Consider the following 15,557-nt stretch of genomic DNA (forward strand, 5'->3'; position numbering starts at 1 on the left):
ATTTGAACCAAGTATAAAATTTGCATATTAAAATGCTTTTTTATAATACCAAAATATTTATATTTTTAAAGAAAATTAAGCAGCTTAATTAATTAATCTAAATGTTTTTTCGTTTTTCATTGTTATATATAATAAAAGCAAATTTTATAATAGGAGAAAAATGATAAAAAGTGAATATAAACGTAAAAAATTATCATCAATAGCCATTATGTTTGTTGTTATGGGCACTTCAATTGGTGCTGGAATATTTTTTAAAGCCAAAAATATTGCTGATAATTCTCAACAAAATTTTATTATGGCCATATTCTCATGAATAATTGCAGCAATAGCTGTAATTTCAATGTCTTTATCATTGGTAGAAATCACAAGTGTTGAGAATGAAGATTTATCAATTATTGGATGAAATAAGATATTTAACAATAAACTTATTTATAAAATGTCAAAAAACTTCATGTTATATCTATTTATGCCTCTGACTTTTCTATTTATTCCTTTTTTAATTGTTATGTTTTTACAAAATTCAATTGCAATTCTAAGCAATTCAAATTCAGCTACATTTAATACAAATTTTGATTGATTAATTTGATTTTTAATTACTTTATCAACAACTATCTATTTCTTAGTTATAACAACTTTTTTTGCAAAAATTGGAAGTATTCAAAATTTAGTAACTTTTGTGATTAAGTTTATTCCAATTATATTAGTTATTATCATTGGTCTAGTTTTAATTTTTACTAATAATCATTCTGAAATTTCCTTGAAATTTAATGGTAAAAGTGTGAAAGAATTAAGTAAAGGTGCTAGCATTTCTAATATTAATGGAATAGGCGCTGCATTCGGGTTATTTATTTCAATAAGTAGTGTGTTTTTCACATATGATGGATTCTATGCAGGGCTTGGCCTGCAATCTGAAATGAAACACCCTAGACATACACCTATAGTTGTATTATCCGGTTTAATCTTAACAACTATAATATATCTTTCAGTAGCTATTTCATTATCGCTTAATGGAGGAGATATATCATCTCTTCATGATAATTTTGCTAAACTAGTTGGTAAAAAATCAGCAAGAATAACACTAGGAATAATTAACCTAACAATTACAATAGGCATAATTGGTGTTTTAAATAATTTATCAATGTGAACACCTAGATTTATTCAAAAACTAATTAACAGAAATGAAGTTCTATTCTCATCATATTTTAAAAGAAAATTTAATAGCCAAAATAAACCAATAGCTGGATTATTGTATTCATTTATGATAATTATTCCGGTTATAACTATCTTTACTTTAATTGGCGTTTATGCTTATCTTCCTGACTCTAATCTTTCTAAATATGGAGAAGGGATGGATAGCTTATATAATTTTTTACAATTAATAACTAATTGATGCCCATTATTTTCGTTTCTTTTTGTGACACTTGCTATTATGGGGGGGTTAATAAATAGGAAAACTAACAAAATTGCAACAAAGAAAACTAAATATTTTAAAGCTTCAGCATGAATATCTATAATCATCATATTTTTATCTCTCTTTGTGGTTATTATTCTTCCGTTTATAGATCTTGTATTGTTATACCAAGTTGAAAATTTAGCTAGCGAAACAAAACTCATTATTTCTAGAATTGCCACAGTTGTTTCATTATTAATATTTGTCGTATTCACAACAATAAGTACGTTTATAGAAATTAAAATAGAAAATAATAAAAAAATATTTTCGAACTAAACTAGTTGTTCAAAAATATCATCTCCAGTTTCTTTAACAATTTCACACCCTCAATTACGAGCCGCTATATTTCCAACTGTTCCTAATCCTAGAACATCAGGTAAAACTTTTGTTTGCTTAAATTGTTTTGAAAATATTGTTAATGGTAATAACTCACGCGTGTGGTTGAAATTTGGATATAGTGGATCGTTACCATGATCACTTGTCATTATTAATAAGTCATCTTCTTTCATAACATTAATAAGTTTTCCGAGTTTAGAATCTAATAAAGCTATATTAGAAGCATAACCATTAACATCTCTTCGATGACCATAATGACTATCAAATTGTACTAAATTTACAAATATAAGTTTATCATTTGAATCTTCTTGCACCAATTTAATAGTTTCATCCATTCCATTAGCATCACCCTCGGTATGAATATATTTAGAAATGCCTTGTCCAACGAAAATGTCATTTATTTTACCAATTCCAATAACTTCAACATTTTTATCTTGTAGTTTATTAAGAATTAATTTATTTGGTTTGTTTGCATAGTCGTGTCTATTAAAGGTTCTTGTGTATTCGCCATTATCGCCAACATATGGACGAACTATGATGCGTCCTACATTTCATTCAGGTTTTGATGAACAAATTTTGCGAGCAGCTTTACCATATCTATATAGATTTTCAAGACCGATTCATTCTTCGTGTCCAGCAATTTGTAAAACTGAATCCATTGATGTATAAAGAATAATAGCTCCTGTTTTCTTTTGTTCGTCAGCATACTCTTTAATTACTTCAGTACCGCTTCCTGATTTATTGCAAATTATCTTTCTATTATCAAATGCTTTCGATAGTTCATTAACTAAATCTTCTGGAAAACCTGTTTCTGTAAATGTTGGAAATGGAACAGTTGTCTTAATTCCCATCATTTCTCAGTGACCTGCTAATGTATCTTTTGCATTAGAAACTTCTTGAATTCTTGACATATAAGCTAATGGCTTTTTGACATGGTAGTTGCCTTCCAAAGTTGAAATATTTCCAATACCTAATTTCTTTCATGTATCAATAAAGAACATTGCACTTTTTGAAGCTGATAAAATAGTGTTTGCGCCCTTATCTCCAAAGGCTTTTTGATCCCGATCTGGGCCAATACCTAGTCCATCGGTAACAATTAAAATTATTCTATTAAATTTTTTCATAATTAATTCCTTCATATTATTTTTTAAGGCAAATTAGATATAAAAATAGTTTTACAATAATTTGCTTTTTCTACCTAATTTAAAGTACTTTTAAATAGCAAGTATAAATTATACTTGTATTTTTTTAATATCCAAATGTTTACAATAAATCACATTGTAAACAACATATAATTTTTATTGTCTAAAGATTTTTATTCTTAAAAAATAAATGCAAAAAAATAAATAGTTCGCTATAAATATCAAATCCAATTTATGCAAATTATCAAGTTTGAATTCTAATTTTTATAAATTAATATAAAACAAAAATATTAATCATATTAAACATTATATTTTTAAATACTTATATAAAATGATATTCTATTCAGATTGAAAATACTCAATAAGAGATTCACCAAAAAAATTTTCAAATATTTCATAATCATTTTTAAATTTTATTTTAACTATGTTTTTAAATTCTTTCAATTCCTTATTAAATTTATCACTAATTACCTCAAGCAATTCAACTAAATCCTTATTTTTGATTGAATGTTCTTTTTTACCAATTTTTAAATGTTTATAATCTAGATCATTTAATAATCCTATATGAGAGATCACATTTCTAAACATATTAAAATTGTGCAAAATTTGAAAACTTTTAATATTTAGGCAACTTGATAACTTTTTATTGATATTTAATTCAGTGACTAGTTTTAATAATTCTTCAATAGTTAAATAATCTATGGTTATTCATAAGGGATATTCATTACTTTCTTCACAATAAGCATTGTTGAAAGAAGAATGAAATTGTTCAGATTTTAAATGATTCGAAATACTTCTAACTTTTTTAAAAACATTTTTATATCTCTATTTTGTTTAATTTTTCTATCCTTCATTATTTTAGTTAATGTTGTTACATCTTTATTAAATTCTTCACCCAATACTCTCAAAATAGTCGATTTCAAATAGTGTTCATATTTAAAAAAAATAAATACAATTCTTTAGATAAAAAAAGACTAAATTCAAAAATATTTTTAACTGAAGAAAATTCTATTGAATATTTTTCATTTAAATAGTGATAGCCTATTCTATAAGCTAAATGTGAGTAATTAACTTTTTTAATGTATTCTAAATCTACATCTCATCCTCTAGATTTGCAAATTTCTAAAATTTCTTCATCTTTATTAAATCAACAAGAGTTATATTCTTTTTTCATTTTTAGCCTTATTCAACATTAAAGAAAATATTATTTTTAATTGATTTATGACATTCTGAATATGACTGCTCTATATATTCAGAAAATAATTCATTTACTTTTTCATGATTTTTATTTTGAACGTATACAAATCTATAGATAGTATTTTTTATTTTGTTCTTAGAAGCTATCTTGGAAGCCTTATGTGCGTATTCAATTCCTTCTGATATTATACGGATAGCAATGTTTAAACTTTCTCTTTCCATGCTATCACCTAAATTATGGTTTACAACATAAGCAACACCGACACCTACTTTTATATTGTGGCTTCCAAATTTTTTTCAAATAAATTTATATTCTCATTTAATTTTGAAAATATATACTTATAATCTTTCTTATTAAAACTATCTACAATTCCATTTTTAAAAATAATAATTACACCAGCGCCAACATATAATTTATGAATTAAACTAATATTATTACCACCTTTAATATGCTCAAAACAAGTATAAAATTCTTGGTATAAATTAATTTTTTCATGAATGTTTTTAATTGAACTAGAATTCTTTATATCACAATAAAAAACTGGTCCCTTTTGATAATTATTTTGGTTTATTCATCCTTAAATATTATATTAAATTAATGCGCACAAATAAATTTACAACTTTTTTTTTGATTTCTTTATTGTTTTTCCTACGAATAAATCAAAATGTACTTGGTAAAAACTTTGATCAATTTTTGAGTTTTTTTATATTAATTAGTACTTTTACATTAAATATAAGTTATATAAATATTTAGTGTTAATAATTTCATTATTTCTTAATTTTTGTTAAATTGTTAAATAAAAATTGAATAAAAAAAAGCGCCTTTGCGCTATGTTCTCTGAAAACTGAATAGTAATTAAAGTTAAGTATGGTTCATTAAAATGCCTAAATACACATTTACTTTTAAACCAATCAATTTATTAGTACTGGTCAGCTAAACACATTGCTGTGCTTACACATCCAGCCTATCAACCTCGTAGTCTACAAGGAATTTCAAGGGAATACTAATCTTTGAGGAGGCTTCCCACTTAGATGCTTTCAGCGGTTATCCTTTCCATACTTAGCTACCCAGCTATGCTCCTGGCGGAACAACTGGAACACCAGCGGTATGTCCACTTCGGTCCTCTCGTACTAAAAGCGGCTCTCATCAATATTCCAACGCCCACATCAGATAGGGACCGAACTGTCTCACGACGTTCTGAACCCAGCTCGCGTACCGCTTTAATGGGCGAACAGCCCAACCCTTGGAACCGACTCCAGCTCCAGGATGCGATGAGCCGACATCGAGGTGCCAAACCTTGCCGTCGATGTGATCTCTTGGGCAAGATAAGCCTGTTATCCCCAGGGTAACTTTTATCCGTTGAGCGACTGCCATTCCACAATGTACAGCCGGATCACTAAGTCCTGCTTTCGCACCTGCTCGACTTGTAAGTCTCGCAGTCAAGCACACTTCTACCTTTGCGCTCTACATACGGTTTCTGACCGTACTGAGTGTACCTTTGAACGCCTCCGTTACTCTTTAGGAGGCGACCGCCCCAGTCAAACTACCCACCACGCACTGTCCTCCCACCTGATTATGATGGCAAGTTAGAAACTCAATATAACAAGGGTGGTATTTCAAGGTTGACTCCACTAGAACTAGCGTCCTAGCTTCAAAGTCTCCCACCTATCCTACACATGTTAGACCAAATTTCAATACGAAGTTGTAGTAAAGCTCCATGGGGTCTTTTCGTCTTGATGCGGGTACCCAGCGTTTTCACTGGGACCATAATTTCACCGAGTCTAGTGTTGAGACAGTTGAGAGATCATTGCGCCTTTCGTGCAGGTCAGTATTTAGCCGACAAGGAATTTCGCTACCTTAGGACCGTTATAGTTACGGCCGCCGTTCACCCGGGCTTCATTTCAACGCTTCGCATAAGCTAACGCATCCACTTAACCTTCGGGCACTGGGCAGGCTTCACCCCCTATACATCACCTTGCGGTTTAGCAGAGAGCTGTGTTTTTGATAAACAGTTGCCCCTCATAATTTTCTGTGGCCTACTTCTTAGGGTAGGCACCCCATCTTGCGAACTTACGGGGTCATTTTGCAGAGTTCCTTAACACTAGTTTTCTCGCTCGCCTTAGAATACTCATCTTGGGGACGTGTGTCCGTTCTCGGTACAGGTTTCATTAAACTGAAGTTTAGAAGCTTTTCTAGGAAGCATGAAATCATCTAATTCGCTTGCGCTATGCATCACAGCTCCCGGTTATAGATTGCGGATTTTCCTACAATCACCAGTTACTGCTTGCCCCTCAATCCAATAAGAGGTAAGATTATCCTTCTCCGTCACTCCATCACATTTAAGAAAGTACAGGAATATTAACCTGTTGTCCATCGACTACGCATTTCTGCCTCGCCTTAGGCCCTGACTAACCCTGGGTGGACGAACCTTGCCCAGGAAACCTTCCCCAATAGGCGCCGTAGATTCTCACTACGGATCGTTACTCATACCGGCATTCTCACTTCCTAGCGCTCCACCAGTCCTCACGGTCTGGCTTCGATGCCCTAGGAACGCTCCTCTAACGCACTTTCGTGCCCGTGGCTTCGGTATCATGTTTAACTCCCGTTACATTGTTGGCGCAAGATCTCTTGACTAGTGAGCTATTACGCACTCTTTAAAGGGTGGCTGCTTCTAAGCCAACCTCCTAGTTGTTTATGAAATCTCACAACCTTTCTGACTTAACATGATTTTGGGACCTTAGCCGACGATCTGGGTTGTTGCCCTCGCGAGCCGGGACGTTAGCACCCCGGTTCCGACTGCATAGCAGTACATAGCGGTATTCGGAGTTTGATTATAGTCAGTACCGCTAGGCGCGGCCATTCCATATTCAGTGCTCTACCACCACTACTTAACACTACACGCTAGCCCTAAAGCTATTTCGAGGAGAACCAGCTATCTCCAAGTTCGATTGGAATTTCTCCGCTATTCACAAGTCATCCGGGCACTTTTCAGCGTACTACGGTTCGGTCCTCCACTTGGGATAAGCCAAGCTTCAACCTGCTCATGAATAGATCACATGGTTTCGGGTATATGACTGCATACTAATTCGCCCTATTAAGACTCGATTTCTCTACGGCTCCCCTTTTTCCGGTTAACCTTGCATGCAAACATAACTCGCCGGTCCATACTGCAAGATGTACGCCATCACCCATTAACGGGCTCTGACTAATTGTAAGTAAGTGGTTTCAGAATCTATTTCACTCCCCTCTCGGGGTTCTTTTCACCTTTCCCTCACGGTACTAGTTCGCTATCGGTGTCTGGTTAGTATTTAGCCTTACCGGGTGGTCCCGGCAGATTCAGACAGGGTTTCACGTGCCCCGCCCTACTCAGGATACGGTCAAAAGGTTTAACAATTTCGCTTACGGGGGTTTCACCCTCTGCGCCGCTCCTTTCCAGAGAGCTTCTGCTATCATTAAACTTTGTAACTTTATGTAGACCGTCCTACAACCCCACTAAAAGTGGTTTGGGCTCTTTCTCGTTCGCTCGCCGCTACTAAAGAAATCATTATTTATTTTCTCTTCCTCTTGCTACTAAGATGTTTCAGTTCACAAGGTGTCTCGCTCATATACCTATGTATTCAGTACTATGGCAACTAGACATTACTCTAGTTAGGTTTCCCCATTCGGAAATCCCCGTTTTATTGCTCATTTCCAGCTTAACGAGGCTTATCGCAGGTAATCACGTCCTTCTTCGACTTCCAGACCCAAGGCATCCACCACAAACTCTTACTTATTTAAAAGTATTTTCCTATTGTTTATATTTATATAGTTGTTGATGTGTATTATAAGACATTTCAATGAATCATAGTGTTTATATATTTCTATATAAATAATATTGATTACTCGATGAATCAAAACAAATTAACCATTTAATTAATTTAGTTTGATGTCGTTGTAAATATCTTTAATTTACTATTCAGTTTTCAAAGAACAATTGAGAGAATGTTCTCTCAAAACTAGATATAAAGCTTTTTAGACCTAAAAAAAGCACATAACACAAAAAATAAATAAGGCCTAGTAAAGTTGTTAATATAAACAAGGTGTTTATATTTCTTTGTACTCCGTAGAAAGGAGGTGATCCATCCCCACGTTCTCGTAGGGATACCTTGTTACGACTTAACCCCAGTCACCAGTCCTGCCTTAGGCAGTTTGTTTATAAACCGACTTCGGGCATTACCAGCTCCCATGGTTTGACGGGCGGTGTGTACAAGACCCGAGAACGTATTCACCGTAGCGTAGCTGATCTACGATTACTAGCGATTCCGACTTCATGGAGTCGAGTTGCAGACTCCAATCCGAACTGAGATCGGTTTTTTGAGGTTTGCTCCCTGTCACCAGTTTGCTTCTCTTTGTACCGACCATTGTAGCACGTGTGTTGCCCCACTCGTAAGAGGCATGATGATTTGACGTCGTCCCCACCTTCCTCCCAATTACTCGGGCAGTCTCCTTAGAGTGCTCAACTAAATGTTAGTAACTAAGGATAAGGGTTGCGCTCGTTGCAGGACTTAACCGAACATCTCACGACACGAGCTGACGACAACCATGCACCATCTGTCATTCTGTTAACCTCCACTATATCTCTATAGCTTTGCAGAAGATGTCAAGAGTGGGTAAGGTTCTACGCGTATTCTCAAATTAAACCACATGCTCCACCGCTTGTGCGGGTCCCCGTCAATTCCTTTAAGTTTTATTCTTGCGAACGTACTACTCAGGCGGATCATTTAATGCGTTAGCTGCGCCGACGAACTCTCCATCAGCTAATGATCATCGTTTAGGGCGTGGACTACCAGGGTATCTAATCCTGTTTGCTCCCCACGCTTTCGTCTCTCAGTGTCAGTATATGCCCAGTAAGCTGCCTTCGCCATTTTGGTGTTCTTCCTTATATCTACGCATTTCACCGCTTCACAAGGAATTCCGCTTACCTCTACATAACTCTAGTTTGCCAGTATTCAACGCGGTTTGGGGTTGAGCCCCAAAATTTAACGCCGAACTTAACAAACAACCTACAGACGCTTTACGCCCAATAATTCCGGATAACGCTTGCAACCTATGTATTACCGCGGCTGCTGGCACATAGTTAGCCGTTGCTTTCTAATAAGGTACCGTCAAGGTAATGTCATTTCCTACACTACTTTTTCTTCCCTTACCACAGCAGTTTACAACCCATGGGGCCGTCATCCTGCACGCTGTGTCGCTCCATCAGACTTTCGTCCATTGTGGAATATTCCCTACTGCTGCCTCCCGTAGGAGTCTGGGCCGTATCTCAGTCCCAGTGTGGCGGTTCAGTCTCTCAACCCCGCTAAACATCATCGCCTTGGTGAGCCGTTACCTCACCAACAAGCTAATGTTACGCACCCCGCTCCTCCAGCGGTCCAAACGGACCTTTTACGTAAACTTCATGCGAAATTTACGGGTATTTGGTATTATCGGCTGTTTCCAACCGCTATTCCAATCTGAAGGGTACGTTGAGCACGTGTTACTCACCCATTCGCCGCTAAGAACCGAAGTTCTTCGCTCGACATGCATGTATTAGGCACACAGCCAGCGTTCATCCTGAGCCAGGATCAAACTCTCGAAAAAATTGACTTGTTGTCATGTTTATATATCTAGTTTTCAAAGAACATTTTTGTTGCTATTTTGTACATAGCAAGAACTATTATACACACAAATAAATAAATGTTTAGAAAAAATTAAAACTTTTTTTTCGAATATTTTTTTACTGGAAAATACAGTTTAAATTTTAAATAAATTAGATTACTTATTTGTACTTTAAGCACAATAGTCTTAGTTAGTATATCAATTTTTTTATATATAAGAAATATTTTTTTTATTTTTTGCCTAAAAAATTAAGTTATTCAGTTTCAAGCCTCTTGTAGCATAATAAATTTACAAAATTAGAGGGAAAATGCTTGATTTTGAAATTTAAATCATTATCTAATATAATATTAAGAAATTAAAATGATATTAAACTATATAAATATATTATAAAGAGGAGAATATAATGACATATCTACTTATAGGTGGTGCTGGTTATATAGGATCACATATTAAAGAACAATTATTAGCTAAAAATGAAAAAGTTATTATTTTTGATAATTTTTCAACAGGTTTTAAAGAATTTACAAAAGGAGCAAAAGTTTATAAAGGCGATTTTACTAACTTAAATTCGTTAGAAGCAGTTTTTAAAAAGCAAAAAATTGATGTAGTTATTTTATTAGCTGCCAAAATAGCGGTTGGAGAATCGGTTCAAAAGCCTCTAGATTACTATAATAATAATATTATTGGAGCATTAAACACCTTAAAGTGTATTCAAAAATATAATGTTAAGAAATTAATTTTTTCATCAACTGCTGCTACTTATGGCTTAGGTGAAGGTAAACCTCTAAAAGAAACAGATGAACAAAAACCTATTAATCCATACGGTGCAGGTAAATTAGTTGTTGAAACTATGATTAAAGATTTAGCAAGAGTTCATGACTTTAAATATATTATTTTTAGATACTTTAATGTAGCGGGAGCTTCAGATAGCTTACAAATAGGATATTTAACAAAAGATCAAAGTAAAGTGAATCATATAATTCCTGCTATTAGTTCATCATATTTTCATATAACTGATAAATTAAAGATTTTTGGAAATGACTATAATACACCTGATGGCACATGTGTGAGAGATTATATTCATGTTGTAGATTTAGCAAGAGCTCATATTGAAGCAGTAAAATATTTAGATAATAATAACTCTAATATATTCAATGTAGGTTCTAAAAAAGGTTACTCTGTAAAACAAATAGTTGATGCTTTTGAAAAAGCTAATAATATAAAAATTGATTACGAATATGGTAGAAGAAGACCTGGTGACCCTGATTTATTAATTGCTGATTCAAGTAAAATAGCTAAGGAAATGAATTTTCAAAATAAATATGGTATTGATGAAATTGTTAAAAGTGAATTTGAATGAAGAAATAAAATATTTAATAATAAAAATAAAATAAGTAGGGCCATACTAAAAGAGCCTGTAGTTACCTTACTAGTTCCTGTTTATAATGCTAAAAGTTATTTTGAAAAAACCTTATTAAGTATCCTTAATCAAAATGAAAATAATTTTAAAGTAGTTATTTGTGATGACTCAAGTACTGATGGAACTTATGATTTTGTAAAATCTAAGGTCGCAAACGATCCTAGATTTAAAGTAATCAAAACAGATAAAAATTTAGGGTTAGGAGCAGTTAGAGATATTTTAATTTCACATTGCGATACTAAATATTTTATGTTTTTAGATGATGATGATTATCTTTATAAAAACGCTATTTATAAAATGTCTAGAAAAGCTTTAAAAACAAATTCGGATATTTTAACAAGCAAATACACTTTTAAATTTAGTAAAAAAAGTGGAGAATATACAATCTTACCGCCATTATATAACTACACCAATATCACTAGTGGAACTAAGTTCTTAACATATAACATAGTCTACTTTTGAGGAAATTTTATTAAAAAATCATATTTTGATTCATTAAACTTAAAAATCGGAACTAGACTTTATGAAGATATAGCGCCTGTAACTAAAATATTTATAAATGCAAAAACTTTCACTCATGTTAATGTTTTTGGAATTAGATATTTTAGAAGAGATAACTCTCTTTCATCATTTAATGATAATAACCTAAGCAATAAATTAAAATACTTAAATGAAGCTTATAAAAAAGCTCTTGAATATGTAGACTCAGATGTTTGCGATGAAAAAGATAAAACCTTATTGATTGATGCTAAATTTTATAACTGACTAGCTTTATTAGTTTTATTCCACAGAAAAATAAGTGATAGTCTAAAAGTGAAAATAGTTGAATATGTCAAGGAATACATTCTTCCTCTTGCTAAAAAATATAATTGAAAACCTAAAATTTCAATTCATGCTTGAAAAATATTCGTTAATTCATGTAAACCAATAATTAATTTGTTTAAAAATAATGGTAACTAAAAAAATAAACCATTATTTTTTTTAAAAACTTTTATTTCTGTTTCTCTTAGTTGTGAAAACATTCATGTCGTATAAACCTAAGTGTTCATTTAAAAAGACTTTTTTAGGCATCCTTCAGTTTTTAGTGTAATTTTTTACTAATATTTCCTCATAATTATTAAATATTTTAGCTTCAATATCTTCAAATTTATATAATGAAGTATTTTTAAAATCTAAATTATTATAAATATTTAACATACTAACTTTTCTAAATGGCCAGTTAATTACTGAAAACAAATCTCCGCTTTCATCTGTTAGTATTTCTAGTGCCTCATCAAAAGTAAATCTTTTAGTTAATCAAGTTCAGCATAATATAACTTTTAAAAATTTAAGACCCCATTGGCATTTAAACACTTTTCTCTTTGTGAAATTTTTTAAATACCTGATTTTTTTAGAAAAAGATGAATATTTTTTAACTCTTTTTTTAGTTGATTTAACAACTACAAATAGATCTAAAAAGATGGCATCTTCATTATCTTCTGAATCATTGGTATATTTGGGAATGTGCAAAAAATTATTGCTGTTATTATAATACTTTATTTTTTCAGGATAATTTTCGATCAGAAAATCTAATGTTTTTTTAGGAATAACTAAATCAACATCATCGTCTCAAGGAATAAAACCCTTATGTCTTATAGCCCCTAACATAGTTCCATAAAATAATGAATATTCAAGATTATGTTTATTCGCTATCTCAATAAAATCTTTTAAAAGTTCATAAACTTTAGCTTGTTTTTGATTCATAACTAATTGTTCTCCTAGATATTTATTTTACTTTATGTTCTCCTTTTTAAATTAAAAAAACGAGAAATGCATTCTCGTCTTTCAAATTTATTGTTTTATTTATAAATTTCTTATAAAAGTGTGAATTTGCCACCAGCTTTTTCAACAGCGTCAATTGCAGATTTAGATGCTCCATGTAATGTTACATCTAATTTTTTAGTTAATTCACCATTACCTAGTAATTTAACTGGTAAATTTCTTTTAATTAAATTTGCTTCTGAAAGTGTTTCCACATTAACTTTAGCGTTTGCTTTAAAGTTAGCTTCTAAATCAGCTAAATTAATAACTTGATATTCAACATGATTAACATTTGTAAAACCACGTTTCCCAATACGACGGAATCAAGGCGTTTGACCACCTTCGAATCCTGGTCTATGACCTTTACGTTTATTTTGACCTGATTGACCTTTACCCGCTTGTTTACCTTTACCAGCAGCGTGACCACGACCTACACGATGTTTATCTTTACGAGCACCTTCAGTAGGTTTAAGATTTGATAATGCTTGATTCATTATATTTCCTTTCCTAAAAAGAGTTTATTAACCTAAAAGGTCTTTAACTTCTTTTCCTCTGATTTCAGCAATTTGCTTAGGTGTTCTTAGAGCTTCTAATGCTTTAAATGTTGCGCGAACAATATTTGTTTTTGAACGTGAACCATATGTTTTAGTGTAGATATCTGAATATCCTGCCAACTCAACAACAGCACGAACTGTTCCAGATGCAACAATACCTTTACCTTTAGGAGCTGGTTTTAATAAAACTCTAGAAGCTAAAAACTTAGCTTGAACTTCGTGAGGTACTGTGATTTTATTTTCAATAGGTACAGTTACAATATTATTTTTAGCATCTTTAATTGCTTTTTTAATAGCATCAGGTACTTCATTAGCTTTTCCATGACCAAACCCAATACGTCCTTTTTTATCACCAACTACAACATAAGCAGCGAATGAGAAACGACGTCCACCTTTAACAACTTTAGTAACCCTACTAATTTGAACAACTTTTTCTTGAAATTCATTTTGAGATCTATCATATGAAAAGTTTCTTGATGAACGTTGTTTTGAGTTTGAGTTTTTATCTTTGTTGCCACGGTTTTGTGAGTGTGATGTTGAAGCCTTCTTTTCTCAAATAGTTTTTTTAGAGTCTGGGCGACCTTGTTGTGTTCTAGTTGAAGTATTAGGTTTTTTAGGCCCTGTAACTTCTTTTGTAGCACTAGCTTGTGCCTCATTATTTTGAGGAGCTACATTTTCTTTTTTCATTTCTTCAGCCATTAGAATTTCACTCCTTTTAGATTTTCTCTTACGCTTTCAGCAAATGCTTTAACACGTCCATGGTAAATGTAACCTGAACGGTCAAATACCAATTCTTTAATTTTTAATTTAGAAATTTTTTCAGCCATTTCTTTGCCAGCTTTTTTAGCTGATTCAATGTTACCGTTATATTTACCATTTTCTAATGTAGATACACTAGCTAAGGTAATTCCTTTAGAATCATCGATTAATTGTGCATAAAAGTTTTGATGTGATTTGTATACGCAAAGACGAGGTTTTGTAGAAGTTCCAATAATTGATACTCTTTCACGTAAGTGTTTTACTTTACGTGCTTCGTTCCGACTTAAATTTGCCATATTTTTATTCTCCTTCTAACTACTTAGCAGCAGTCTTTCCTTCTTTACGACGAATGTATTCGCCAACATATGCAATACCTTTACCTGAATAAGGATTAGGTTTTCTCACATCATGCACTAGAGCAGCAAATTGCCCTACATCTTCTTTATTTATTCCACTAACTGAAACTTCAGTTGCTTTAGGAACTTCGACTTTAACTCCATTAGGAATTTCTAAATTAACTAAATGTGAATAACCAGCAGCTATTTCTAGGATATTACCCTTTAATGTAGCTTTATAACCAACACCTTTAATTACTAATTCTTTTTTGAATCCTTTTGAAACACCTTTTAGCATATTTGAAATAAGTGCATTTGTTGTTCCATGTAATTGTTTTGTTGCTTTTTCTTCGTTAGCACGAATTGTTGTTATTTCACTGCCTTGAACATTAATAGCTATTAATGGACTAAATTCTCTTTTTAATTCTCCAAGAGGTCCTTTAACTGTAAATACTAGACCTTCTTGTTTTACTTCTACTCCTGTGGGGATAGTTAGTATTCTATTTCCAACACGTGACATAAATACCTCCTATCAAATGTAGGCAAGAACTTCACCGCCAACATTTTCCTTTTTTGCTTGTTTATCAGTTAATAAACCTTTTGAAGTAGAAATTATTGCAGTACCATATCCCGATAGTACTTGAGGAATTTCGTTTACAGCTGCGTAAACTCTAAGACCTGGTTTTGAAATACGTTTGAAATCAATAATTGCTCTTTGAGTACCTTTATATTTTAAAGTAACTTCAAGAACTTTATCTTTCCCTTTGCCTTTAACAACAAATGAAGTTATATAACCTTCACTAAGTAAAATGTCTAGGATTTTAGATTTTTTGTTTGAAAAAGGAATGTTAACTGTTTTAAATCTTCTTTGATTAGCGTTTTTGATACGAACAATCATATCTGAAATAGGATCTGTTATAAACATA

Annotated in this window: 12 protein-coding genes and 2 rRNA genes; 2 read left to right on the forward strand and 12 right to left on the reverse strand. The window is 32.4% G+C overall.

Annotated elements, in window-relative coordinates; translation table 4 throughout:
- Positions 1 to 160: 160 nt before the first annotated feature.
- A complete protein-coding gene (locus tag JXZ90_RS01460) occupies positions 161 to 1,726 on the forward strand; it encodes an amino acid permease (protein WP_205848621.1) in 1,566 nt (521 codons plus the stop codon).
- Here JXZ90_RS01460 and JXZ90_RS01465 read toward each other — a convergent pair.
- The 6 genes from JXZ90_RS01465 to JXZ90_RS01490 form a co-directional block, all read right to left on the reverse strand.
- Positions 1,723 to 2,910 (reverse strand): phosphopentomutase, encoded by a 1,188-nt coding sequence (locus JXZ90_RS01465; RefSeq protein WP_205848622.1) that lies wholly within the window; start codon positions 2,908 to 2,910, stop codon positions 1,723 to 1,725. The two genes, JXZ90_RS01460 and JXZ90_RS01465, sit on opposite strands and share 4 nt — an antisense overlap.
- A 357-nt stretch (positions 2,911 to 3,267) precedes the next feature.
- The gene (locus JXZ90_RS01470) at positions 3,268 to 3,516 is read right to left on the reverse strand and encodes a hypothetical protein (protein ID WP_205848623.1); all 249 of its coding nucleotides are present in this window, start codon (positions 3,514 to 3,516) and stop codon (positions 3,268 to 3,270) included.
- A gap of 283 nt (positions 3,517 to 3,799) precedes the next feature.
- A complete protein-coding gene (locus JXZ90_RS01475) occupies positions 3,800 to 4,102 on the reverse strand; it encodes a hypothetical protein (RefSeq protein WP_205848624.1) in 303 nt (100 codons plus the stop codon).
- 8 nt (positions 4,103 to 4,110) lie between these two features.
- A complete protein-coding gene (locus tag JXZ90_RS01480) occupies positions 4,111 to 4,347 on the reverse strand; it encodes a hypothetical protein (RefSeq protein ID WP_205848625.1) in 237 nt (78 codons plus the stop codon).
- A 677-nt stretch (positions 4,348 to 5,024) separates the two neighbouring features.
- A 23S ribosomal RNA gene (locus JXZ90_RS01485) occupies positions 5,025 to 7,905 on the reverse strand.
- A gap of 327 nt (positions 7,906 to 8,232) precedes the next feature.
- Positions 8,233 to 9,745 (reverse strand): 16S ribosomal RNA (locus JXZ90_RS01490).
- The 16S and 23S rRNA genes sit together here, the layout of an rRNA operon.
- 421 nt (positions 9,746 to 10,166) lie before the next feature.
- On the opposite strand from JXZ90_RS01490, the gene galE reads away from it, so the two are divergent.
- Positions 10,167 to 12,143, forward strand: a complete 1,977-nt coding sequence (gene galE / locus JXZ90_RS01495) for a UDP-glucose 4-epimerase GalE (RefSeq protein ID WP_205848626.1) — start codon at positions 10,167 to 10,169, stop codon at positions 12,141 to 12,143.
- Between the two features lie 21 nt (positions 12,144 to 12,164).
- On the opposite strand, the gene mf1 is transcribed toward galE, so the two are convergent.
- The 6 genes from mf1 to rpsH all read right to left on the reverse strand — a co-directional run bounded on the left by mf1 (position 12,165) and on the right by rpsH (position 15,556).
- Positions 12,165 to 12,926, reverse strand: a complete 762-nt coding sequence (mf1, locus tag JXZ90_RS01500; RefSeq protein ID WP_205848627.1) for a diacylglycerol cholinephosphotransferase Mf1 — start codon at positions 12,924 to 12,926, stop codon at positions 12,165 to 12,167.
- A 110-nt stretch (positions 12,927 to 13,036) separates the two neighbouring features.
- Complete coding sequence (gene rplO, locus JXZ90_RS01505) at positions 13,037 to 13,477, reverse strand: 50S ribosomal protein L15 (protein ID WP_205848628.1); 441 nt, start codon at positions 13,475 to 13,477, stop codon at positions 13,037 to 13,039.
- A 27-nt stretch (positions 13,478 to 13,504) separates the two neighbouring features.
- Positions 13,505 to 14,236, reverse strand: a complete 732-nt coding sequence (gene rpsE, locus JXZ90_RS01510) for a 30S ribosomal protein S5 (RefSeq protein WP_205848629.1) — start codon at positions 14,234 to 14,236, stop codon at positions 13,505 to 13,507.
- Positions 14,236 to 14,592, reverse strand: coding sequence for a 50S ribosomal protein L18 (gene rplR, locus JXZ90_RS01515; protein ID WP_205848630.1), 357 nt, complete (start codon positions 14,590 to 14,592; stop codon positions 14,236 to 14,238). The genes rpsE and rplR overlap by 1 nt, the downstream gene beginning before the upstream one ends.
- 19 nt (positions 14,593 to 14,611) lie before the next feature.
- A complete protein-coding gene (rplF, locus tag JXZ90_RS01520; RefSeq protein WP_205848631.1) occupies positions 14,612 to 15,151 on the reverse strand; it encodes a 50S ribosomal protein L6 in 540 nt (179 codons plus the stop codon).
- 9 nt (positions 15,152 to 15,160) lie between these two features.
- Positions 15,161 to 15,556 (reverse strand): 30S ribosomal protein S8, encoded by a 396-nt coding sequence (gene rpsH / locus JXZ90_RS01525; RefSeq protein WP_205848632.1) that lies wholly within the window; start codon positions 15,554 to 15,556, stop codon positions 15,161 to 15,163.
- Position 15,557: the final 1 nt, after the last annotated feature.

The sequence above is a fragment of the Mycoplasma sp. Mirounga ES2805-ORL genome, assembly GCF_017084445.1.
GTDB lineage: Bacteria > Bacillota_I > Bacilli_A > Mycoplasmatales > Metamycoplasmataceae > Mycoplasmopsis.